Raw genomic sequence first — 22,291 nt, 5'->3', positions numbered from 1 at the left:
CTGGGCACCACTCCTTTCACCGAAGCGTTGGGGCTTTAATCCTTACCTGCCAGATCATCCGGGCTGACCGGCTCTCCCGGCACGGCATAGGAATCGGAAAACCAGCGCGCCAGATCGCGGTCGCGGCAGCGCTGCGAGCAGAAGGGTGCGAATTGTTCGATTCGCGGGGCACGGCAGATGGGGCAGGGGCGGGAAGCGGCGGTCATATGGCGATCAGTTGGGCATGGCCCCCGCTGATCGCAAGGCCTGCCGCCTCGCGCAGAACCACTTGCCGCCCGCTGCGCCGCGCCAGTTCGGCCTGCCAGTCTGCCCCGATGCGCGCCAGCACGGCGGGATGCGCGGCAAGCTCGATGCGGCCCCCACCATCCAGCATTTCGGCCTGTCGCAGCAGCGCGCGCGCGGCGAAGCCCGCCGGATCAAACGCGGCGCGGTGCAGAAGGGATGGGCGTTCGAGCCGCGCCACCAATTGCACAAAGCCAAAGCCGTTCATCGCGGTTCGTTCGTGATCGAAATCGGCCAGTGCGGCTTCCAGATTGACGTCCACCGCCTTGCGATCGTCCCTGGCTTGCAGCGTGGGGAAATCGATGCCGATCACCCCGCCAAGTCCCATCCGCGCAATCGCAGCGGCCAGCGGGTCAATGGCAGCGAGCGCCAGCGCGCGCGGGGGCAGCGTGCCATCCACATCCACCAGCGTCATTGCCGGGGTGGGCGTCAGGATGAGCGAGCCGCCAGCAAAGGTGACCAGACCTTCGCGCGCATCGTCGAGCACATCTTCCCACAGGCCGGCAGGAAAGCGCCGAACAAGGCGTCCGCCCGTCCGCTCGGCCAAAGTGGGGGCGGGGCGCGGTTCGGCCTGTGTGGGCCGGGCCTGCGCCAGCTTGACGCGGCGCCCTTCGCCCATGCGGCTGCGGGTCACTTGCAGCCGAAGGCGCGCGCCTTCGCTGGCGGAGGGCGGCAGGCGGTCGACCAGTGCTTCCTCGCCGCTGGCAAAGCGCGCCCGCCCGCGCGGCGATGTGCGGGGTTTGGCGACGAGCAAGGCGTCCTCGATCAAACCCGCTTCCAGTTCGCCCGGCCAGCGCACGGCAGCTGCCAGCGCTTGCCCGTTTTCGACCAGAAGTGCGCGCTCCTCGCCAATACCGTCCTCGATCAGCCAGTTAGCCCCCATCGCCCTAGCCAATTGGGAAGCCCGCCGATTTGAGCAAGGCGCGCGTATCGAACAGCGGCAGGCCCACCACGCCCGAATGGCTGCCCGCGATCCACGCAATCAATCCCTCGGCACGGCCCTGAATGGCGTATCCGCCCGCCTTGCCCTGCCATTCGCCGCTGGCGATATAGGCGGCAATTTCGGCCTCGCTCAGCCCCTTGAAGCGCACCTTGGTTTCGCTCAGCCGTTCGCGCATCGTTCCATCGGGTGCGCGCAGGGCGATGGCGGAGAGCACCGTGTGGCGGCGGCCCGACAGCAGCTGGAGGCAGGCGCGCGCGGTCGCTTCGTCCTCCGCCTTGGGCAGGATGCGGCGCCCGCAGGCAACCACTGTGTCGCCCGCCAGCACGAAAGCGTTGGGATCGGCGGCAGCTTGCGCCTTCTCGCGTGCCATGCGCTGCGCGTAGACACGCGGCAATTCGGCCTTCAGCGGCGTTTCGTCGATATCGGCGGCGCAGATGTGCTGCGGATCAATGCCGAGACGCGCCAGCAGGTCGCGGCGGCGCGGGCTGGCGGATGCCAGGATAAGCGCAGGCTGTTCGGGCAGGGTGGCCATGCCGGCCCCCGCTTATTGCGGGCCGGGGCCGCCGCGTCCCGGCATGAAGCGGTAAGTGATGCGCGCCTTGGTCAGGTCGTAGGGCGTCAGTTCGCACAGAACTTCGTCCCCCACCAGCACGCGGATGCGATTCTTGCGCATACGGCCGGCGGTATGGCCCAGCACTTCATGGCCGTTTTCAAGCTCTACCCGGAACATCGCGTTGGGCAGCAATTCCACCACCCTGCCGCGCATTTCGAGGAGTTCTTCTTTCGCCATGTAATATCCGGTTCCGATTGCAATTGCCGTTCAAGCCGGGCGCCATAGCCGCAGGCGCGGCAAAAGGAAAGGGGCGATACGGATAACGTGCGGTAGCGGCTTGCTGCCCTAATACATCAACGCGACAGGTGCGACACTTTATTACCCCGGCGTGGCTTGTGCCTTTGTGCAGTGCGGCACATATGCCCGGCGGGGGGAAGGATGCTGCTATCTTGAGGGAGTTTTGTCTTGCGTCTGTCTGCCTCCTCCAGCCTTCGTGCGCTCGCCATCGGCCTGATCGCCCTGCCTTGTTCCCCGGCAGCCCTTGCTCAGGCCAGTGACGCGCCGGTTACCGCGCAGGACGGCGCTTCCTCCACTCAGCCGGCAGAGGCGGACACGTTCGACAGCGACACCATTTTCGTGCTCGGCTCGCGGCTGATCGGTCAGGTCGACGCGCCCCAGCCGGCGCTGCTGGAACTGGGCGAGGCGGACATTGCGGCCTATGGCGCCAGCTCCATCGCCGATCTGATTCAGGCGCTGGGCCCGCAGGTGACCAGCGCGCGCGGGCGCGGCGGCGGCTTTCCGGTGATCCTGGTCAACGGCGTGCGCATCGGGTCCTTCCGCGAATTGCGCAGCTATCCGCCCGAAGCGATCGAGAAGTTCGAGGTTTTCCCGGAGGAAGTGGCGCTGCGCTATGGCTATTCCGCCGATCAGCGCGTGATCAATGTGATCCTGAAACGCAGTTATGCCAGTTTTGAGATCGAGGGTGATTACGGCCAGCCTTTCGACGGCGGCTATTCCACACAGGATCTGGAAGCCACCTATCTGCGGATTGCCGGGGATTCGCGGCTCAACATCAATCTGGGCTGGAACAATTCGAGCACTTTGACCGAGGCGGAACGCGGCGTGATCCAGTCGGGCGGGGTGCCCGATCTGGCGACCGATCCCGATCCGGCGCTCTACCGCAGCCTGGTGGCGGACAGCGCGGGCGTGGAAGCCACGCTGAACTGGTCGACCAAGCTGGGTGCGGATCATTCGCTGGCCGTCAATGCCACGTTCGAACGGGATGACAGCCTGCGCCTGCAGGGTCTTGATACCGTGTTGCTGACCGATCCCGATGGCAATTCGGTGCTGCGCAGCTTCAACGCGGATGATCCCTTGAGCGTGGACAACCGCTCTACCTCTTATGCCAGTGCGGCAACCCTCACACTCAATCTGGGCGATTGGGAGGTGATCACCACGGCCGATGTCGGCAGGTCCAATTCCAACAGCGCCATTCAGCGCCGCGTGAACACCGCGGCGCTGGTGGCGGCTGCGGCGAATGGCACGCTGGCGCTCGATGCCGATCTGGGCACATTTGCCGATGCCGGGTTTGACGAAGCGCGCACCAGCACCACCACCGCCAACACGCTGTCCACGCTGCGGGGAAGGCCGCTTTATCTGCCGGGCGGCGATGTCAGTGTTACCGTGGACGCCGGATACAACTGGAACCGGATCGAGAGCGAGGACACACGCAATCCCGGCCCGCAGACACTGCTGAAGCGCGGCAATGTGAATGGCGGTGCCAATATCACTGTCCCCATCACCAGCCGGGCCGAGGATTTCGGCGCGGCGCTGGGCGATATCAGCTTCAACGCAGGCGCGGGGATCGATCATCTTTCCGATTTCGGCACGCTGTATGACTGGAATGTTGGCCTCTCATGGGGCATCACCGAAACGCTGACGCTCAGCGCTACCTATGTGGACCGCGATGCCGCGCCATCGTTGGGCCAGCTGGGCAATCCCGAAATCGCCACGCTGAACGTGCCGGTATTCGATCTGGTGAACAACGAAACGGTGCTGGTTACCGTGATTTCGGGCGGCAATCCGCTGCTGCCTGCGCAAAGCCAGAAGGACTGGAAGCTGGGCGCGCAATGGGCCTTGCCGTTCCTGGAAAATGCGCGCTTCTCGGTCGATTACCTGCGCAATTCCTCGCGCAATGTGGCAGCGGCTTTCCCGGTGTTGACGCCAGCGATCGAAGCGGCTTTTCCGAGCCGCGTCACGCGCGATCTGGCGGGCAATCTGGTGCAGATCGATCAGCGGCCGATCACGCTTGCCGCCCGCGAGGAGGAACGGCTGCAGTTCGGCTTTAACGTCTCCGGCCAGATCGGGACGGCGGCCCCGCAAGGTGGCGGCGCTCCCGCCGGGCGGAGCGGCGGTGCGCCTGCGAGTGGGCCTGCGGGTGGGCCGGTGGGCGGCGCTGTCGGGGGCTTTGCCGGGATGCCGGGTGCCCCTGCGGCTGCGGGAACCGGCATGGGCACGAATGGCCCGCCCGCGGGCTTCCGCCCCAACCCTGAAGCGGTGGCCCGGATGCGCGCGACCTTCTGCGAAGGCGATGGAACGCTGCTGCGCACACAGCTGAACGCGGCGATCCGGGCGGCGGCCAGCGGCGGAGAGCCTCCGCGCGATGCGAACGGCCAGCCAGTCAATTTCCCGCCGCAATTGCTCGAACGGCTCGCGGGCGAGGACGGCGTGATCGACGAGCAGGAGTTTGCCAATCTGCGGGAACAGGCCTGCGCCGATCCGGCACAGGCGCCGGCCGCGGGCGGCGGTTTTGCGATGGGTGGTGCCCCGGCGGGCGCGCCCCCGGCAGCGGGCCCTCCGGCTGGCGGCCCCCCTGCCGGTGCAGGCGGCTTTGGTGGCGGTGGCGGCGGCATCCCCGGCATGGGCCGCTTCGGCGGCGGCGGCGGCGGCGCGGCGGGACGCTGGTTCGTGAACCTGCAATACAATCTGGAATTGCGCAACGACGTGCTGATCGCGCCGGGTGGCCCGGTTCTCGACCTGCTTGATGGCGATGCGCTGTCGGGCGGCGGGCAGGCGCGGCACAGCGGCAATCTGCGTGTGGGCACGTTCTACAACGGCTATGGCCTGATCTGGAACGGCACCTATACGGGCAAATCGCGCATCAACGGCACGGGCCTTCCGGGCAGCACCGATCTGACATTCAACGATTATTTCACGCTGAATGTGCGCAGCTTCGTCGATTTGGGCCAGCGGACAAAGCTGGTGGAGGCGATACCCTTCCTGGCGGGATCGCGCATCAGCTTCGATGTCGACAACATCTTCAACGCCCGCCAGCGCGTGACCGACAGCGCCGGCCTGGTGCCGCTGCGGTATCAGCCGTTCCTGATCGATCCGGTGGGCCGCAGCTTCGAGATCGAGTTCCGGAAGTTGTTCTGATCCGCTTTCAGAGGGCTTGGGCAGCGGCAAACCCGCTCGCCCAGGCCCACTGGAAGTTGTAACCGCCCAGCCAGCCGGTCACATCCACCGCCTCGCCAATGGCGAACAGGCCGGGCACGCGGCGCGCTTCCATGGTTTGCGAGGACAGTTCGGCGGTGGAAATGCCCCCGGCGGTAACTTCGGCCTTGGCATAGCCTTCGGTGCCATTGGGATGAAACCGCCAGCGCGCCAGCCGTTCCTGCGCCGCGCGCAGCGCCTTGTCGGGCGCATTGCCCAGATCAGTGCCGATACCCAGTTGGTCGGCCAGCACATCGGCCAGACGCTGCGGCAATTCCTCGCGCAGCAGCGTGCGCAAAGTGGCGGAGGGGCGCGCGCGCTTGGCAGCCAGCAGCCAATCGGGCGCGGCATCGGGCAACAGGTTCACCTCCACCGGATCGCCCGGCTTCCAGTAGCTGGAAACCTGCAGGATCGCCGGGCCCGACAATCCCCTGTGCGTGAACAGCGCCGCCTCGCGGAAGGCGGCCTTGTTGGCGCGCGCTTCCACCGGGGCGGCGACCCCTGACAATTCGCGGAACAGCACTTCCTCGCCCCCCAGTGTCAGCGGAACAAGCGCGGGGCGCGGTTCCACCACCTTGAGGCCGAATTGCCGCGCCAGACGGTAGGCGAAATCGCTCGCCCCCATCTTGGGAATCGACGGCCCGCCGGTGGCGATGACAAGCCGGGGCGCCGTGAACACGCCGTCCTGCGTGGTGACGGTAAAGCCCGCCTCGTCCCGCCCTACCGAGGCAATATGCTGATGGCAGCGAATATCGCCCAAGCCCGGCCCGGCGGCACATTCGGCCAGCAGCATTTCCACGATCTGCTTTGCGCTGCCATCGCAGAACAATTGCCCCAGCGTCTTTTCATGCCAGGCAATCCCATGCCGTTCCACCAGATCGAGGAAGTCGCGCGGGGTGTAGCGGCTCAGCGCCGATTTGCAGAAATGCGGATTGGCCGACAGGTAATTGCCCGGCCCCGCCCCGATATTGGTGAAATTGCAGCGCCCGCCGCCCGAAATCAGGATCTTCGCGCCCACGCGCTCCCCTTTTTCGAGCACCAGCACATTTCGCCCGCGCTGCACGGCCACGGCAGCGCAGAACAGACCCGCCGCCCCGCCGCCCAGAATAATCGCATCAAAAGTTTCGGCCATGCCCTGCCGTTAGGGGCGTTTGTCCGCCTGCGAAAGCCTGTCAGCCTTCCTTCTTGGCCAGCATGATGCGGTTGCGACCCGCTTCCTTGGCGCGATAGAGCGCCTCGTCCGCCGCCGCCAGCGCCAGCCGTGCATCGGCATAGGCAAAGACATCGGCAATCCCGCCCGAGAATGTCACCTGCCCAAACGGCAATTCCGTGCGCCGGTTCACCAGCTTGCGCGCAGCCAGTTCGGCGCGGGCATTGTCGAGCAGTTCAAAGGCTTCTTCGGTCGATAATCCGCGAAACAGCATCACGAATTCCTCGCCGCCGTGGCGCGCGATGTGGCATTTCTCGCCCGAAATCTGCGACAGCGTCTTGGCCACCACGCACAAAATGCGGTCGCCCGCTTCGTGGCCGTGCGTGTCGTTGACCAGCTTGAAGTGGTCGATATCGCAAAAAGCCACGCACAAGGGCTCGCCCATTTCCGCCGCTTCACTGCGGTGCCGTTCCAGCGCGGATTCGAAGGCCCGGCGGTTGGGCAGGCCGGTCAGGAAATCGACTTCTGCATCGCGCCGCGCGCGGTCCAGATTGCGGCGCAGGCTGGCGGCTTCCTGCTCGGATTGGCGCAGTTCCGCCTCCGCCTTGCGCGACCGTTCGAGCATGGCGCGGGCATATTGCGCCAGTTCGGTGATGATCGTTCCGGCATCGGGCGGGGCGGCTTCCAATTCGCCGACGTGCTGCGCCAGCGCATCGCCATAGGTGCGCGTGGCCGAGCGGGCATTGCTGGTGGAGCGCGAGAAACTGGCAATGCCCTGTTCCAGCTGGCTGACCAGTTGCTTCACGAACTGGTCTCCGTCGAGTGCATCATTGGCGCTCGCCCGGTCCAGCCAGGCCTGCGTGATCGGGCAACCGCTTTCGCGCTTCGCCTGCACTTGCCGTCGCAGACCTGGATTGAGGCCCGAGAAGATGCCGTGCGCGGTCACCAGATTCTGCGCGGTCACTTCCAGCCCGTTCTCCAGCAGGAAGGCGCTGACCTGTTCGAGCAGATGGCGCCGCGCGCGCTGCGACGCATCATCCGCCACCGGGACGGACGGGACGGACGGTATTTCGGCCGGGCGCGGCTGGCGGCCAAAGCCCAGCCAGCTGAGCAATCCGCCCGTGTTGTCAGGCATTTCGGGATATGGGGATGCGTAGGTCATGCCGCACAGAACGGCGGGGTTGCGGCGCGCTTTCAGTTACGCGCGATTCCATAGGTTTTGTGCAACCTGCGGCGCAGCGGGTGGGGGAGATGTTGCCGCCGGGCGATTGTGCGGCGCGCGCGGCCTGCCTATCTGTGGCGGGCCATGTCCGAAACCCCGCCCGAAAACCGCGCCGAAAGCCGTTCCGACACCAAGTCCGGAAGGCCATTTGATCCGCGCGGCAAGGAACGCTTCCACGAGGAACGCGCCGCCAGCACGGTGCGTGGCGGTTCGGGCGCGGGCGACAAGCCCGACCTGGCCGCCGGGGTGGAGGCGATCCGCAATGTGGTAAAGACGCTGAAACCGCGCCCCGGCGTGTACCGGATGCTCGATGCGCGCGGCGATGTGCTCTATGTCGGCAAGGCGCGCGCGCTGAAGAACCGGGTGGCGCATTACACGCAGGTCGCAAACCTCACCAACCGGTTGCAGCGCATGGTCAGCCAGACGCGCAGCATGGAAATCGTCACCACCAATTCCGAAGCCGAGGCGCTGCTGCTCGAAGCGCAGTTCATCAAGCGGTTCCGCCCGCCTTACAATGTGCTGCTGCGCGATGACAAAAGCTTCCCCTTCATCCTGCTGCGCGACGGGCATGATTTTCCCCGCATCATGAAGCACCGCGGCGCGCGGCGGCACAAGGGCGCCTATTACGGCCCCTTTGCCAGCGCGGGCAGCGTGAACACCACGATCAACGCGCTGCAAAAGCTGTTCCTGCTGCGAAGCTGCACCGACAGCTTCTTTTCCCGGCGTGACCGGCCGTGCCTGCTTTACCAGATCAAGCGCTGCTCGGCCCCCTGCGTCGGGCGGATCGACAAGGCGGGCTATGACGAATTGCTGGCCGAGGCGAAGGAGTTCCTGTCCGGCAAGAGCGACGCGGTGCAGCGCCGCATCGAAGCGCAGATGGCCGCCGCCGCCGAAGCGCTTGATTTTGAAACCGCCGCCATGCTGCGCGACCGGCTGCGCGCCGCGACTTTCATCCAGGGCACGCAGGCGATCAATGCCGAAGGGGTGGGCGATGCCGATGTCTTCGCGCTGGCGGCAAAGGGCGGCACGATCGCGGTGCAGAGCTTCTTCATACGCGGCGGCCAGAACTGGGGCCACCGCGCCTTCTTCCCTGCGCATACGCAGGATGTGGCCGAGGACGAGGTGCTCGCCCGCGTGCTCATGCAATTCTACGAAGAAGTGCCCCCGCCGCGCATGGTGCTGGTGGACCGCGAATTGCCCGATTGCGCCTTGCTCGAACAGGCGCTCGGGGAACTGGCGGGCCGCAAGGTCGAGATTTCGGTGCCACAACGCGGCGACCGCCGCCGCCTGATGGCGCAGGCCAGCCGCAATGCGACAGAAGCGCTGGAGCGGCGGCTGGCCGAAAGCGGAACGAAGGCCAAGACCTGGCGCGAGCTGGCCGAGTTTCTCGAACTGTCCGATGTGCCGGCGCGCGTCGAAATCTACGACAACAGCCATATCCAGGGCACCAAGGCGCTGGGCGCGATGGTGGTGGCCGGGCCGGAAGGCTTCCTGAAAAACCAGTATCGCAAGTTCAACATCAAGGCCGCACAGACGAACGATGACTTTGCGATGATGCGCGAAGTGATGCAGCGCCGCTTTGCCCGCGTGCTGGAGGAAGATCCGGATCGTGCGGGCGGTATGTGGCCCGATCTGGTGCTGATCGACGGCGGCAAGGGGCAGATGAGCGCGGTGCGCGACACGCTGGAGGAAATGGGGATCGAGGACGTGCCCTTAATCGCCATTGCCAAGGGGCCGCATCACGGGCGCGAAGGGCGCGAGGTGTTCCATTTCCCCGATGGGCGCGAAAAGACGCTGCCGACGAATTCGCCGGTCCTTTTCCTCGCCCAGCGCCTGCGTGACGAGGTGCACCGCTTTGCCATCGGCGCGCACCGCGACAAGCGCAGCCGCGCGATAACTGCCAGCCCGCTGGACGAGATTCCCGGCATCGGCCCGGCGCGCAAGCGCGCGCTGCTGCTGCATTTCGGCACCGCCAGCAAAGTGCGCGCCGCCGCGCTCGATGATCTGAAGCGGGTGCCAGGGGTGAGTGAAAGCGTGGCGCAAGCGATCTACGATTTCTACCATCCGGGCGGGTGATCGGCGGTTTGACCTGCGGCTCTTCGTGATTATAACGCCCGTTACTGTGGGGAGGATCGGCGTATGGCGCGTTTGGTGAAGGCTTTGGCTGCTTCGGCAGCGTTGGGTGCCTTTGTGTCGCTGTGTGTTCCAGTCCATGCGCAAACCTCTGCTTCGGCCGAAATCTGGGCAACGCAAGGCGCGGATTGCGGCGCTGAACCGGGCGAAGCTGCCCCGTGGTGGAACACCAGCTATTCCCCCGAATGCCGCGCGCGGTTCGTCCTCGGCCAGTTTGCTACGCTGGAGGAGAAGCTGCTGTTCCTCGGCGGCCTCAGCTACGGCCTTGATGTGGGCGCGGATGAAAACGCACCGCAAGTGCGCGATGTGGCGCGCGAACTGGGCCTGCCTGTGATTGCGGGTGCGGATGGCCCGGCGGGGCTGACGCGCGGCGCGGTCGCCACCGCCATGCCCGCGCCGCTGACCGTGGCGGCCAGCTTCAACCCGGAGATCGCGGCGCTTTACGGGCGCATAGTGGCGGCGGAATTCCGTGCGGCGGGCACCGGCACGATCCTTGGCCCGGCCTACGACATTGCCCGCAACTGGCGGTTCGGTCGCCTTGCCGAAAGCATGGGTGAAGACCCCTTCCTCACCGCCGAAATGGCCGCCGCGCAAGTGGGCGCGCTGACTGAAGGCGGCGTGCTGACCATGATGAAGCATTACGCCGTCTATTCGCAGGATGCAGGCCGCGTGGGCGACCAGCCTTCCGGCTCTGGCCCGGTGGGCAACAATATCGTGTCCGAACGGGCGATGCGGGAAATCTACTTGCCCGGTTTCGAAGCCGCCGTGCGGCGCGGCGGCGCGGGCGGGGTGATGTGCAGCTTCCCGCGCATCAACGGCGTGTTCGCCTGCGAGCATCCGCAATTGTTTGATATTCTGAAAGTCGAATGGGGCTTTGATGGCTATGTCGGGCCGGACTTCCCAAGCGCGCAGCGATCGATCACCCGCGCTGTTCTGGCGGGCCTCGACAGCGGATCGTGGGGGCCGAGCACCTTCAACGCCGCGCTCGCCCACGAAAAGCCGCTGGCGGATGCGGTGCGGGATGGCGAAGTGCCGATGGCCCGCATTGACGACATGGTGCTGCGCCGCCTGATCCCGCATTTCCGGCTGGGCCTGTATGACAATCCGCCGGTGCGCATGGCCGACAATGTCTCCACACCCGCCCACCGCGCGGCCGCGGCGGATATCATCGCGGCGGGCGCTGTTCTGCTGCGCAATGCGGGCGGCGTGCTTCCGCTGGGGCCGGATGTCCGTTCCATCGCGGTGATCGGCCCGCAGGCGAGCGAGGCGGCGGTGGTGGCGCTGCAAGGCTCGCCTTTCGTGGAGGCGGCGCATTTCGCGCCCGCGTTCCCGGCAATTGCGGCGAGAGCAGGGGATGGCGTAGCGGTAAACTATGCGCCCGGCACGCTGGGCCTTTCTGCCTTGCCTCCGCCTGACCCCGCGCAGTTTACCGCGCCAGGCGGGCAGGCGGGATTTCGCGCCCGCTATTACGCCAGCGCCGATCTGGGTTTTGCCGGGGAATTGCTGGGCGAGGCCGTAGTGGCCGATCCCGCGCTCGCCGCTGCACCGGCGGGCCTGCCGGGGCGCAACCAGTGGTCGGTGCGCTATGACAGCAGCTTTACGCCCGCGACGGGCGGCGTCCACCGATTCACCCTGCACGGATCGGGCAGCGCGCGGCTGTGGATCGACGGCAAGGAGGTGGGCACGTTCGAGCACGCCGATTTCGGCAATGCCATTTTTGCCAATGTCGAACTGCGTGCGGGCCAGCCGGTCGAAATCCGCATCGACTACACACCGCGCGCCGCCTTGCGTGCCGAGCGGATGGCGATGTTTGGGATGGAAATGGGGCTCACCCTGCGTTTCGGCCATGCGGGACCCGACGATCTGATCGCTCAAGCAGTGGAAGCGGCGCGTGCGGCCGATGTTGCGGTGGTGTTTGCAGGCGAATTGGTGGGCGAGGGGATGGACCGGATCAGCCTGTCGCTTCAGGGCGATCAGGATCGGCTGATTGCTGCCGTTGCCGCCGTCAATCCGCGCACCGTGGTGGTGCTCAACACCGGTGGGCCGGTGGCGATGCCGTGGCTGGATGATGTGGCGGGCGTTCTGGCGATGTGGCACCCCGGCGATGCCTTTGGCCCGGCAGTGGCGGGGCTGCTGTTCGGTGATCGCGATCCGGGCGGCCGCTTGCCCATAACCTTCCCTGCCGATGCGACGCAGGGCGCGGGCACAAAGCCCTATCAGATGCCCGGCCTGATCGACCCTGTCACCGGCGCGCTGGGCGATGCGCTGTATGATGAAGGCGTGTTCGTCGGCTATCGCTTCTTCGACGCGGCGGGGCAGGAGCCGCTGTTCCCCTTCGGCTACGGCCTGTCCTATGCCGATATCGGGATGGAGGTGCTGGGCGCTCGCCTTTCTGCCGATCGGCAGGAGCTGGAGGTGCAACTTCGCCTTGCCAACCGCAGCACGCGCGCGGGAACGGCCGTGCCACAGCTGTATGTCGGCTTGCCTGCGGGCGCTGGTTCGCCACCGTGGCAGCTCAAGGGCTTTGCCAGCCTGCGCCTTGGTCCGGGCGAAGCGCAATCGCACACGATCCGCGTGCCGCTGAGCGAACTGCGCCATTGGGACAGCGCGGCGCGGCAATGGCGGCTGGCGGCGGGAACCTATGCCCTACGGCTGGGCACATCGGCGCGTGATCCGGTGTGGGAAGGGCAGATAACGCTGCCCGCTGATTTCAGCGCCCCGTGATCAGCGACCCGTAGGCCGCATCATCCCTTCCTGCGCCACGCTGGCGACAAGGCGACCATCGCGGGTGAAGATCTGCCCCCGCCCAAAGCCGCGCGACATCCCCGACCACGGGCTGTCGGTGACATAGAGCAACCAGTCATCGGCGCGGAAATCGCCATGGAACCACACGGCGTGATCGATGCTGGCGGCTTTCACCTGGCCGATATGCATAGAAAGGCCATGCGGCTGGATCGCCGTGCTGAGCAATTGGAAGTCCGAAGTATAGGCCAATACCGCGCGGTGAATCGGGCGGTAATCGGGCAGCGGGCCCACCGTCTTGAACCAGCAATGTGCGCGCGGTTCGCGCACGTGCGGGTCGAGCCAGTCGCGCGGTTCCACCGAGCGGAAATCAATCGCCCGCGGGCGCAGCAGCAGCTTCTTGATCGGGCCATCGGGCAGTGTTTCAGCTACTTCCTGACGGATTTCGGCATCGGGGCGCAGCGCTTCGGGTGGCGGCACATCGGGCATCTGCGCATCCTGATGCGACAGCCCTTCCTGCGGAAGGTGGAAGCTGGCGGTCAGGTTCAGGATCGGCTCCCCGCGCTGGCTGGCCACCACGCGGCGGTTGGAAAAGCTGCGGCCATCCAGATCGCGCTTCACCCGAAATTCGATGGGGTATTCGTCATTGCCCGGCCGCAGGAAATAGGCGTGGATCGAATGGGTGTAGCGTTCCGCCGGAACCGTGCGCCGCGCCGCGCCCAAGGCCTGCGCAATCGCCTGCCCGCCGAATACGCGGCCCATGCCTTCGGGATGGCGACGGCCAATGAACAGATCACCCCCGCGCGGCTCCAGATCGAGCAGCAGCATCAGGTCGGCGACGAGTTCCTCCGGAGTCGGATTCGGGCGCTGGGACAACATGGCCATTGCCAATGGGCGGCAAGGGCGCGTTCGTCAATCACTGCGGACCAAACGGCGCAGCAGGCGCCACGCCAGCGCCTTGGCAGTGTTGCGCCCCGGCCACCGTTTGGGCGGGCGGGGTTTGAAACCCCACTTGCGCAGCAAACCATTGAAAGCACGCGCATCTGCTTCGGCAAAGCTCCAGTCACTGCGCCATGTAATGGACAGCGATACCGAAACACGCGGCCCGTTCTTCACAAAATGCGGTGCCATGACAGGGACATAGATTGCCTGCCCCTGCACCAGTTCGAAAGGCACGCCGTGGCGGCGGAACTCGTCCTTCCAGCCCAGTTCGCGCCCACCGCCAAGGTGATAGCCTTCGTGCACCTCGTCCGGCGCAAAGCGGCTGGCGCCGGCGGGGAAGATCGTCATCACCTTTTCCCCGCGCAATTGCATCAGAATGTTGTGCTCGGGGTCGAAATGATAAGGCGTGACCGCATCGGGGCTGGACACGAAGATGAAAGCCTGCGGCTTGAGGATGCGGCCCGTGCGCCGTTCAATGACCGGGCGCAACTCGTCCAGCAGGTCGAGCAGCAGCGCACGGTAGGCCGGGTTTTGCTCCACATTCTTGAGCACGGCCCAACTGTTGCTGGTTTCCGCGCGGCGGATGGTTTCGCCGATGGAAAGGCCGGTTGGCCCCGGCTTTCCGTCAACCCCTACCGGCAGATCGCCGCGATTATACTCGATGCTGGCCGCAGGCAGGCTTTCGGCAAGCAGGGCCAGCGCTTCCAGTTCCAGCAGCGGATGCCCTGCAAGTTCGTGCATCAGCGTGTGCGCACCTTCGGGATAGGAGGCGGCGAAATCAGCACGGGATGCCGGGCAGAACACATCACCCGAAGGGCGCGGTGCGGCAGGGCGCCCAATGGGCTTTTCCATCATGATATTCCCCCTGGCAAATGCCCGTTCTCGCGCCATGCCAGCAGGCGGAAGAGGGTGCGGCGCAGCGGGCCGCCGATGCCGATGGAGTGGCGCGCCATGCGCCGCCTTTCGCGCCAGATGTGATCGATCATCGCGTGATCGGGCGCAGCACAGCTGTCGATCCAGTCAATCGCCGGATCGGCCACCAGATTCATCGCCTCGCATTGCAGCAGCACGCCGGGCGAATAGCGGGCGAAGGCCTCGTCAAAGGCCGTCTTGTAGGCATAGGCGCCCGGCGGGGTAAGGAAGGTCGCCAGCATCGCGATCGGCCGGTGGTCGAGCAGCAAGGTCAGCCGTTCCACGCGCCCGCGCCGCGCGGCTTCCAGCAGGCTTTCGCGGAACAGCGCTGCGTGGGCCGGATCATCGGCCAGGGCAGAGCCGGCGCGGCCTTTCCAGCCCGCGGCTTCCAGCGCCAGGAAGGCGTTGGTCCACGCGGCAATATCTTCCGCGCTGCGACAGCGCACGATCTCCAGCGTGCCGATCTCTGCAAGGCGCCGGTATTGGCGGCGCAATTCCTTGCGCTTCTTGCCCGTCAGCGAGGCGGCGAGGTAATCTTCGGGCGACGCCTGCGTGGCGATCAGCGCACGCCTTTCCTCCAGCACGGTGGCCGCGGGGCGGCCTTGCGCGGCGAGTTCGGCCTTCAAGGCATCATGCAACGGGCCGCTGGCGGGCATTTGCAGCAGGTGAAGGAACAGGCCGCCCGAATTGTTCGCATCGCACCATTCCAGTGCCGCGCGCCAGAACACCCGCTCCATCCCGCGCACCACCAGCGGCTGCCCGCAAAAGCATTGGTCATGCACCCAGTTGCGCCAGTGCTTCAGGGGATAACCGTAATAGGAGGGGTAAAGGCGCAGCGGCATCACGCCCGCCAGTTCGCCCCCCGCTTCATGCAGGCACAACAGCGCGACTTCGCCTGCCGGATCAAGTGCCCGCAGCGAGGGAAGAAGATACCAGCTTTCGTAAAAGGGATTGGGTTCGCCTGCCGCAGCGGCCAGCGCATCCCACGCGGCGCGGAAAAGGGGGCAATCGGCATCGGCCCAGCGCCGCACCTCCACGAAGGGAGCGCTTCTGGTAACGCTCACATTCTTAGGATTTGCTGGCGAGCCGGTAAGAATTGTCGCAGGAAATGGCGCAAATGCGGCCAACGATCTTAACCCTTTTCCCGGATGCCCCCTGCATCCGTCCGTTAACTTTTAGGACGGCGCAGCGAAGGAAGGCTTAAGGCAAAAGGTAAAGAAAACCCTGCCCGGCGATTTTGCCGGGCAGGGCGGAAGCGACCAAAATATGACAATTATATGTCAGGCGAGCGCCGCCAGCAGCAGCAGCGCCACGATATTGGTGATCTTGATCATCGGGTTGACGGCCGGGCCGGCGGTATCCTTGTAGGGATCGCCCACCGTATCGCCCGTCACGGCAGCCTTGTGGGCTTCGCTGCCCTTGCCGCCGTGATTGCCGTCCTCGATAAACTTTTTCGCATTGTCCCACGCGCCGCCGCCGGCGGTCATCGAAAGCGCCACGAAAAGGCCGCCCACGATCACCCCCAGCAGCAAGGCGCCAACGGCCGCAAAGGCGTTTTCCTGCCCCGCTACCGCGTTGATCACGAAATAGACTACCACCGGGGCCAGCACCGGCAGCAGGCTGGGGATGATCATTTCCTTGATCGCCGCCTTGGTGACGAGGTCCACCGTGCGGGCATAGTTGGGCTTGCTGGTGCCCGCCATGATGCCCGGATCATTGCGGAACTGGTCGCGCACGTCGATCACCACATCGCCCGCCGCGCGGCCCACCGCCGTCATGCCCATGGCGCCGAACAGATAGGGCAGCAAAGCGCCCAGCAGCAGGCCCACGATGACATAGGGGTTCTCCAGACTGAAATTGACGGTCAGCGTGGGGAAGAACTCCTTCAGGTCGGTGGTATAGGCGGCAAACAACACCAATGCGCCAAGGCCCGCCGAACCGATGGCATAGCCCTTGGTCACGGCCTTGGTGGTGTTGCCCACAGCATCGAGCAGGTCGGTCTTTTCGCGCACGCTCTCGTCCAGTCCGGCCATTTCGGCAATGCCGCCGGCATTGTCGGTAACAGGGCCGTAAGCGTCGAGCGCCACGACCATGCCCGCCAGCGCCAGCATCGCGGTTGCGCCATAGGCAATGCCAATCAGACCGGCGATGTTGTAGGCGATGATAATGCCCGCCACGATCACGATGGTGGGCAGGGCGGTTGCTTCAAGGCTGATGGCGAGGCCCTGAATCACATTGGTGCCGTGGCCCGTTTCCGATGCCTTGGCGATGCTGCGCACCGGGCGGTAGGCCGTGCCGGTGTAATATTCGGTGATCCAGATGATGAGGCCGGTGATGACCAGCCCCAGCAGCGCGCAATAGAACAGCGCCCGGCCCGTGAACTCAGTGCCCGGAATGACCGATGCGGTGCCAATGGCATAATCGGTGGCGAACCAGATGGCCGGAATGGCCAGCACGGCGGACACGAGGAAGCCCTTGTACATCGCGCCCATCACATTCGTTGCGCCGGGGCCGCTCTTGCCCAGCTTCACGAAATAGGTGCCGATGATGCTGGTGACGATGCACACGCCGCCAATCAGCAGCGGCAGCGCCATCAGCGGCGAAAGCAGATCGCCCGCACCCTTCAGCAGCAGCGCGGTGAGCACCATGGTGGCCCCCACGGTGACGACATAGGTTTCGAAAAGATCGGCCGCCATGCCGGCGCAATCGCCCACATTGTCGCCCACATTGTCCGCGATCACGGCGGGGTTGCGCGGGTCATCCTCTGGAATGCCCGCTTCGACCTTGCCCACCAGATCGGCGCCCACATCGGCCGCCTTGGTGAAGATGCCGCCGCCAAGGCGCGCGAAGATGGAGATGAGCGAGGCACCAAAGGCGAGGCCGACCAAGCCGTCGACCACGTGGCGATCTTCGCCGCCCACCGTGTATCCGCCGGGGCCGGTCAGATACCAGTAGAACACCGCAATCGCCAGCAGGGCAAGGCCCGCGACCAGCAGGCCGGTAATCGCGCCCGCGCGGAAGGCCATCGTCAGGCCCGCCTGCAATCCGGTGCTGGCGGCCTGCGCCGTGCGCACATTGGCCTTCACCGAAATGTTCATGCCGATGAAGCCCGCGACGCCCGAAAGGATCGCGCCGATCACGAAACCGGCGGCGGCCACCGCGTCAAGGAACACGAAGACCAGCACGGCCACCACCACGCCGACGCCTGCGATGGTGGTATATTGCCGCTTCAGATAGGCTTGCGCCCCTTCCTGAATGGCGGCGGCGATTTCCTGCATCTTGGCAGAGCCCGCATCGGCGCCCAGCACCTGGCGGGAGGTGACGAAGCCGTAAACCACGGCCAGCGCCCCCAGAATGATTGATACAACAACGAGGTCCATGACCCGTTTACCCCCTTCCCAGAAGAAAGCGGCCCGGTTTTCCCGGGTCCGCAGCAGTGCATAGGGCTATCGGTGACGGGAGGCAGGCGCAAGGGCAAAAGGGATTGGCTGGGGATAGCCCCTGCCTTGCTAGCTATTGTGGGCGTATCCAAGGCCTTCGGGGTTCACCAGCGGTTCCCCGTCCAGAAACAGCGGGGCAAAGCCCTGCGGCTCCACAATGCCGATCCGTGTGGCCGGCACAGGCGGCGAGGTGTCCGGGGGCAGGGTGAAGAGCAGTTCGTAATCATCACCCCAGGTCATGCAGTCGAGCGGCCTTGACGGGGCAGCGAGCGGCACCGAAGCGCTGTCCAGCGCAATCGCCACGCCGCTTGCCTGCGCCATCCGGAACGCATCGAGCAGCAACCCGTCGGACACATCCATCATCGCGGTGACGCGCGGGGCAAGCGCGCGGCCTTCGGCCAGCAAAGGCACCGGGCGGCGATAGGCGCTGCTGTCCGCGGCTGTCCCGTTCCGCAAGGCTTCATAGCCCAGCATGGCCCGGCCCAGCGTGCCCGTGACCCACACCGCATCACCCGGCCTTGCCCCGCTGCGCGCAGGCACTGGCGTATGCGTGGCGCGGCCAATGGCGGTGAGGCCGTGCGATTTCGGCCCGCTCCCCGAAACCGTATCGCCGCCCAGCAGCGGCACATCATAGCGGGCCAGCACCTCGGCCAAACCTTCGGCAAAGCGGTCGTCACCTGTTCCCAGCATATGCCCCACCAGCACGCCGAGCGGCTGCGCACCCTTGGCGGCCAGATCGGACAGATTGGTGGCGACCAGCTTCCACGCCACGTCGGCCATGTCGGCGCCATGGGTAGCGGTGGGAAGGTAATGCGTGCCTTCCACCATCATGTCGTGCGTCAGGATCAGCGTCTCGCTGCCCAATTCCAGCACGGCGCAATCATCGTCCAGATTGCGCGCGGCGGGGTGGCGGGCGATTGCGCGCAGTGATTGAATGAAGGCAGCCTCGCGGCTCACCGCACCTGTTTCGCCACGGCATCCAGCACCCCGTTGACGAATTTCGCCTCGCGCTCGTCAAAGAAGGCGTGGGCGACATCGACATATTCGCTGATCGCCGCGCCCGTGGGCACATCGGCGCGGGCGAGCAGTTCGTAGGTGCCTGCGCGCAGGATCTGCACCATGGTCTTGTCCAGCCGGGCCAGTGTCCAGCCTTCGGCCAGCTTGGAGGCAACCAGCGCGTCGATCTCCTCCAGCCGGGCAATCGCGCCGATCACCACATCGTCGAAGAAAGCGACTTCGGCATCGGCGTAATGCACATCCTCGATCTCGCGGCCCAGACGGTGCTGGTGGAACTCGTCGAGCAGGCGCGCTTGCGGCGTGCCTTCCATCTGGTGCTGATACAGCGCCTGCACGGCGGCAAGCCGGGCGGCGGAACGGGCGGTGGAGCGGGCAGCTTTGGTCATTACAGGCGCACCTGCACCGATTTGGCGTGCGCGGGAAGCCCTTCTGCATCGGCCAGCGCCACGGCAGCGGGGCCGATGGCGCGCAAGGCCGCCTCGTCCAGCGCGATAAAGCTGGTGCGCTTCATGAAATCCAGCACCGAAAGCCCGCTGGAAAAACGCGCGCGCCGCCCGGTGGGCAGCACATGGTTCGGCCCGGCGACATAATCGCCCACCGCTTCGGGCGTGTGGCGCCCCAGAAACACGCTGCCGGCATGGCGAATGGTGGCGAACAAGGGTTCGGGATCGTCCACCGCCAGTTCCACGTGCTCTGCCGCCAGCCGGTTGGCCAGCGCAGGGGCTTCGGCCAGCAGGTCGTCCACCACGATGATGACGCCGTGATCATCCCAACTGGCGCGGGCGGTGCGGTTGGTGGGAAGGCCGGCGCACATCACATCCACCGCATCCTCCACCAGCCGGGCAAAACCCATGTCATCGGTAATCAGGATCGATTGCGAGGAGGGATCATGCTCCGCCTGGCTGAGCAGGTCGGCGGCAATCCAGTCCGGATCGGATTTGGCATCGGAAATAACCAGAATCTCGCTGGGGCCTGCCACCATGTCGATGCCCACAACGCCGTAGAGCTGGCGCTTGGCTTCGGCCACAAAGGCATTGCCCGGCCCGGTGATTACATCGACCGGCGCAATCATGTCGGTGCCATAGGCAAGCGCGGCAACCGCCTGTGCGCCGCCCACGCGCCAGATTTCATCGACGCCCGCCAGATGCGCCGCGGCCAGCACCAACGGGTTGACCTCCCCCTTGGGCGTGGGGGTTGTCACCACCAGCCGATCGACGCCCGCCACCTTGGCCGGGATCGCGTTCATCAGCAGGCTGGAAGGATAGGCCGCGCGGCCGCCGGGCACGTAAAGGCCTGCCGCCTCCACTGCGCCCCAGCGCGCACCCAGCCGCACGCCCGCCGCGTCGGTATAGTCGCGGTTTTCGGGCAATTGCGCTTCGTGATAGGCGCGGATGCGCTGCGCCGCGGTTTCCAGTGCGGCGCGCAGCACCGGGTCGAGATCGTGAAAGGCGGCCTCGCACACATCGCGGCCGATCTGCCAGCCATCCACTTGCGGATCGAACCCGTCATACCGGCGGGTGAGTTCGGCCAGCGCGGCGTCACCTTCGGCCTTCACGCGTGCCAGGATGGACTGCACCACGCCCGCCACATCCTTGTCGCTCTCGCGCCGGTCGTTGACGATCCGGGCAAAGCGCTTCTCGAAATCGGGCTCGCCCGTGCTCAGGAATTGCATCAGCCGGCTTCCTTTTCGGCATTGGCGCGGAATCGTTCCACCAAAGCGGCCACGCGCGGATCGGTTTTCAGCGCCACACGGTTGACGATCAGCCGCGCGGATATCTGCATGATGACCTGCGTTTCCTTGAGACCGTTCTGTGCCAGCGTCTTGCCGGTGGAGACCAGATCGACAATCCGGCCTGAAAGGCCAAGCGACGGCGCCAGTTCCATCGCGCCGTTCAGCTTGATGCATTCCGCCTGCACGCCCGCAGCCTCGAACCAGCGTTTGGTGATGCCGGGATATTTGGTCGCCACGCGCAAATGGCTGGCATTGTAGGGGCCAGCTGCGCCCGCGCCATCGACAGGCTCAGCCACCGACAGGCGGCAATGGCCGATATCCAGATCAACCGGGGCGTAGAGTTCGGAGTAGTTGAACTCCTCGATCACATCTGATCCCACAATGCCCATATCCGCAGCGCCAAAGGCAACGAAGGTCGCCACATCGAAGGCGCGCACGCGGATCAGGCGCAGCGCCGGGTCTTCGCAGGCGAAAGAGAGCGAACGGTCGGCCTTGTCGTGAAACGCGCTTTCCGGCACCACGCCTGCGCGCGCCATCACGGGCAGCGCTTCGTCAAGAATGCGGCCCTTGGGCACGGCAAAGGTCAGCGGGCGGGATGCAGGGTCAGTCATGGCCCGCGCGATGTAGTTTGAAGGGCGGGAAAGGGCAACGGCATTGGCCGCAAAAGATCAATCGCAAAAGGTGATGGAGATTGCCGATGTCGGGCAGGCGATTGCCTGGCAGGCGCGCCATGCCGAAGAAGCGGGCGCGCCGATCACCGGGCGCATCATCCGGGCAGAGGCCGCGATCATCGCGGCGGATACGCAGACGGGGCGGCGCATGGCGAGCTGGCCGGGCCTCAGCCTGGAGGACGCGATGCCGCTGCGCGTGGCGGGCGCCTTGCATTTCCTGCATTTGACAGGCGCCACCGATGCGCTGGCCCCGGTCTATGCGGGCAAGGTAACCGATCAGGCGGAAGTCGATGCATTGGTGGCCGGGGTGGCGCGGGATTTCGATGCCGCGCTGCTGCCATGGCTGGATGGCCCGCCGCAGACGAACGAAGCCGGGAGATCGGCCAGCGTGATGGCGGGCCTGCTGTGGCTGGGCGAGCGGCTGTGTCCCCGGTTTGAGCTGATCGAAATCGGCGCGAGCGCAGGCATCAACACCATGATGCACCGCTATGGCTACAGGCTTGGCGGGGTGAAAGCGGGCATAACGGACAGCCCGATGCAGATTGTTCCCGAATGGCGCGGCACCCCGCCGCCTGCGGGGCCGGTGGAGATCGTCGGCGTGAAGGGCTGCGACATTGCGCCGGTCGATCTGACCGATCCGGCACAGGCGCAGCGGCTGAAAGCCTATATCTGGGCCGATGCAAGGGATCGCATGGCGCGCATGGATGTGGCGATTGCGCTGGCCACGGCACAGCCGCCCGATCTGGTGCAGATGGATGCCGCCGCCTTCGTGGCCGAGCGACTTGCTGCTGACCAGCCCGCAGGCGTCTCCCGCGTGCTGTTCCACACGGTGATGTGGCAATATCTGCCGCAAGCCACGCGCGCCGCGATCCGTGCGATGATGGAGGAGGCGGGCGCGAAGGCGACGCCGGAGAGGCCACTTGCCTGGCTGCGCGTGGAAACGAATCGCGCGACATTCCGCCACGAATTGACCGTCAAATTCTGGCCTGGCGGGGACAAGGTGACGCTGCTGGCCGAAGCGCATCCGCACGGCGCATGGGTGCGCTGGCTGGGGTGAAGG

18 protein-coding genes are annotated in these 22,291 nt (G+C 65.8%); 4 read left to right on the top strand and 14 right to left on the bottom strand.

The window, feature by feature from the left end:
* Window positions 1-35 precede the first annotated feature (35 nt).
* Genes WFP44_RS08645 through infA form a run of 4 tightly spaced genes read right to left on the bottom strand, consistent with a single transcriptional unit; the run spans window position 36 to window position 2,015 of the window.
* Window positions 36-206 (bottom strand): DNA gyrase inhibitor YacG, encoded by a 171-nt coding sequence (locus WFP44_RS08645; protein ID WP_336926093.1) that lies wholly within the window; start codon window positions 204-206, stop codon window positions 36-38.
* Window positions 203-1,165, bottom strand: a complete 963-nt coding sequence (locus WFP44_RS08640; RefSeq protein WP_336926092.1) for a ribonuclease — start codon at window positions 1,163-1,165, stop codon at window positions 203-205. Before WFP44_RS08640 ends, WFP44_RS08645 begins: the two co-directional genes overlap by 4 nt.
* Before the next feature lie 4 nt (window positions 1,166-1,169).
* Window positions 1,170-1,757, bottom strand: coding sequence for a Maf family protein (locus tag WFP44_RS08635; RefSeq protein WP_336926090.1), 588 nt, complete (start codon window positions 1,755-1,757; stop codon window positions 1,170-1,172).
* 12 nt (window positions 1,758-1,769) lie between these two features.
* Window positions 1,770-2,015, bottom strand: coding sequence for a translation initiation factor IF-1 (gene infA, locus WFP44_RS08630; RefSeq protein ID WP_336918702.1), 246 nt, complete (start codon window positions 2,013-2,015; stop codon window positions 1,770-1,772).
* A 228-nt stretch (window positions 2,016-2,243) separates the two neighbouring features.
* Here infA and WFP44_RS08625 point away from each other — a divergent pair, with 228 nt between their 5' ends.
* Window positions 2,244-5,213, top strand: coding sequence for a TonB-dependent receptor (locus tag WFP44_RS08625; RefSeq protein ID WP_336926089.1), 2,970 nt, complete (start codon window positions 2,244-2,246; stop codon window positions 5,211-5,213).
* A 7-nt stretch (window positions 5,214-5,220) separates the two neighbouring features.
* On the opposite strand, the gene WFP44_RS08620 is transcribed toward WFP44_RS08625, so the two are convergent.
* Complete coding sequence (locus WFP44_RS08620) at window positions 5,221-6,402, bottom strand: BaiN/RdsA family NAD(P)/FAD-dependent oxidoreductase (RefSeq protein WP_336926088.1); 1,182 nt, start codon at window positions 6,400-6,402, stop codon at window positions 5,221-5,223.
* A gap of 40 nt (window positions 6,403-6,442) precedes the next feature.
* A complete protein-coding gene (locus WFP44_RS08615) occupies window positions 6,443-7,582 on the bottom strand; it encodes a GGDEF domain-containing protein (RefSeq protein WP_336926087.1) in 1,140 nt (379 codons plus the stop codon).
* Window positions 7,583-7,726: 144 nt separating this feature from the next.
* Here WFP44_RS08615 and uvrC point away from each other — a divergent pair, with 144 nt between their 5' ends.
* Both uvrC and WFP44_RS08605 read left to right on the top strand, forming a co-directional pair.
* The gene (uvrC, locus tag WFP44_RS08610) at window positions 7,727-9,718 is read left to right on the top strand and encodes an excinuclease ABC subunit UvrC (RefSeq protein WP_336926086.1); all 1,992 of its coding nucleotides are present in this window, start codon (window positions 7,727-7,729) and stop codon (window positions 9,716-9,718) included.
* A gap of 63 nt (window positions 9,719-9,781) precedes the next feature.
* A complete protein-coding gene (locus WFP44_RS08605) occupies window positions 9,782-12,499 on the top strand; it encodes a beta-glucosidase (RefSeq protein ID WP_336926085.1) in 2,718 nt (905 codons plus the stop codon).
* Here WFP44_RS08605 and WFP44_RS08600 read toward each other — a convergent pair whose 3' ends face one another.
* From WFP44_RS08600 to hisG, 8 genes are all read right to left on the bottom strand, one after another.
* Window positions 12,500-13,402 carry an acyl-CoA thioesterase gene (locus tag WFP44_RS08600; protein WP_419716505.1) on the bottom strand — a complete coding sequence of 301 codons (903 nt, stop codon included), beginning with the start codon at window positions 13,400-13,402 and terminating at the stop codon, window positions 12,500-12,502.
* Window positions 13,403-13,429: 27 nt separating this feature from the next.
* On the bottom strand, window positions 13,430-14,314 hold the full coding sequence (locus WFP44_RS08595) for a transcriptional regulator (RefSeq protein WP_336926084.1): 885 nt from the start codon (window positions 14,312-14,314) through the stop codon (window positions 13,430-13,432).
* Window positions 14,311-15,435, bottom strand: a complete 1,125-nt coding sequence (locus tag WFP44_RS08590) for a GNAT family N-acetyltransferase (RefSeq protein WP_336926083.1) — start codon at window positions 15,433-15,435, stop codon at window positions 14,311-14,313. Before WFP44_RS08590 ends, WFP44_RS08595 begins: the two co-directional genes overlap by 4 nt.
* Window positions 15,436-15,651: 216 nt before the next feature.
* Window positions 15,652-17,751, bottom strand: coding sequence for a sodium-translocating pyrophosphatase (locus WFP44_RS08585; protein ID WP_336926082.1), 2,100 nt, complete (start codon window positions 17,749-17,751; stop codon window positions 15,652-15,654).
* A gap of 129 nt (window positions 17,752-17,880) precedes the next feature.
* Entirely contained in the window at window positions 17,881-18,768 is an 888-nt protein-coding gene (thiL, locus tag WFP44_RS08580; RefSeq protein WP_336926081.1) for a thiamine-phosphate kinase, read from the bottom strand.
* On the bottom strand, window positions 18,765-19,214 hold the full coding sequence (gene nusB / locus WFP44_RS08575; protein ID WP_336926079.1) for a transcription antitermination factor NusB: 450 nt from the start codon (window positions 19,212-19,214) through the stop codon (window positions 18,765-18,767). Before nusB ends, thiL begins: the two co-directional genes overlap by 4 nt.
* Window positions 19,214-20,500: a histidinol dehydrogenase gene (gene hisD, locus WFP44_RS08570; RefSeq protein ID WP_336926078.1), complete on the bottom strand. Its 1,287-nt coding sequence runs from the start codon at window positions 20,498-20,500 to the stop codon at window positions 19,214-19,216. Before hisD ends, nusB begins: the two co-directional genes overlap by 1 nt.
* A complete protein-coding gene (gene hisG, locus WFP44_RS08565; RefSeq protein ID WP_336926077.1) occupies window positions 20,500-21,171 on the bottom strand; it encodes an ATP phosphoribosyltransferase in 672 nt (223 codons plus the stop codon). Before hisG ends, hisD begins: the two co-directional genes overlap by 1 nt.
* A gap of 43 nt (window positions 21,172-21,214) precedes the next feature.
* Here hisG and WFP44_RS08560 point away from each other — a divergent pair, with 43 nt between their 5' ends.
* Entirely contained in the window at window positions 21,215-22,288 is a 1,074-nt protein-coding gene (locus tag WFP44_RS08560; RefSeq protein WP_336926076.1) for a DUF2332 domain-containing protein, read from the top strand.
* Window positions 22,289-22,291: the final 3 nt, after the last annotated feature.

This window comes from Alteraurantiacibacter palmitatis (assembly GCF_037154115.1).
Lineage (GTDB): Bacteria > Pseudomonadota > Alphaproteobacteria > Sphingomonadales > Sphingomonadaceae > Alteraurantiacibacter > Alteraurantiacibacter palmitatis.
Note: the sequence above shows the minus strand (reverse complement) of the source record. Positions and strands in the feature narration are given on the sequence as shown.

Excerpts from the sequence above, each read along its gene's own strand:
- WFP44_RS08645 (WP_336926093.1), bottom strand. The coding sequence starts at position 206 with ATGACCGCCGCTTCCCGCCCCTGCCCCATCTGCCGTGCCCCGCGAATC.
- WFP44_RS08640 (WP_336926092.1), bottom strand. The coding sequence starts at position 1,165 with ATGGGGGCTAACTGGCTGATCGAGGACGGTATTGGCGAGGAGCGCGCA.
- WFP44_RS08635 (WP_336926090.1), bottom strand. The coding sequence starts at position 1,757 with ATGGCCACCCTGCCCGAACAGCCTGCGCTTATCCTGGCATCCGCCAGC.
- infA (WP_336918702.1), bottom strand. The coding sequence starts at position 2,015 with ATGGCGAAAGAAGAACTCCTCGAAATGCGCGGCAGGGTGGTGGAATTG.
- WFP44_RS08620 (WP_336926088.1), bottom strand. The coding sequence starts at position 6,402 with ATGGCCGAAACTTTTGATGCGATTATTCTGGGCGGCGGGGCGGCGGGT.
- WFP44_RS08615 (WP_336926087.1), bottom strand. The coding sequence starts at position 7,582 with ATGACCTACGCATCCCCATATCCCGAAATGCCTGACAACACGGGCGGA.
- uvrC (WP_336926086.1), top strand. The coding sequence starts at position 7,727 with ATGTCCGAAACCCCGCCCGAAAACCGCGCCGAAAGCCGTTCCGACACC.
- WFP44_RS08605 (WP_336926085.1), top strand. The coding sequence starts at position 9,782 with ATGGCGCGTTTGGTGAAGGCTTTGGCTGCTTCGGCAGCGTTGGGTGCC.
- WFP44_RS08600 (WP_419716505.1), bottom strand. The coding sequence starts at position 13,402 with ATGGCCATGTTGTCCCAGCGCCCGAATCCGACTCCGGAGGAACTCGTC.
- WFP44_RS08595 (WP_336926084.1), bottom strand. The coding sequence starts at position 14,314 with ATGATGGAAAAGCCCATTGGGCGCCCTGCCGCACCGCGCCCTTCGGGT.
- WFP44_RS08585 (WP_336926082.1), bottom strand. The coding sequence starts at position 17,751 with ATGGACCTCGTTGTTGTATCAATCATTCTGGGGGCGCTGGCCGTGGTT.
- nusB (WP_336926079.1), bottom strand. The coding sequence starts at position 19,214 with ATGACCAAAGCTGCCCGCTCCACCGCCCGTTCCGCCGCCCGGCTTGCC.
- hisD (WP_336926078.1), bottom strand. The coding sequence starts at position 20,500 with ATGCAATTCCTGAGCACGGGCGAGCCCGATTTCGAGAAGCGCTTTGCC.
- hisG (WP_336926077.1), bottom strand. The coding sequence starts at position 21,171 with ATGACTGACCCTGCATCCCGCCCGCTGACCTTTGCCGTGCCCAAGGGC.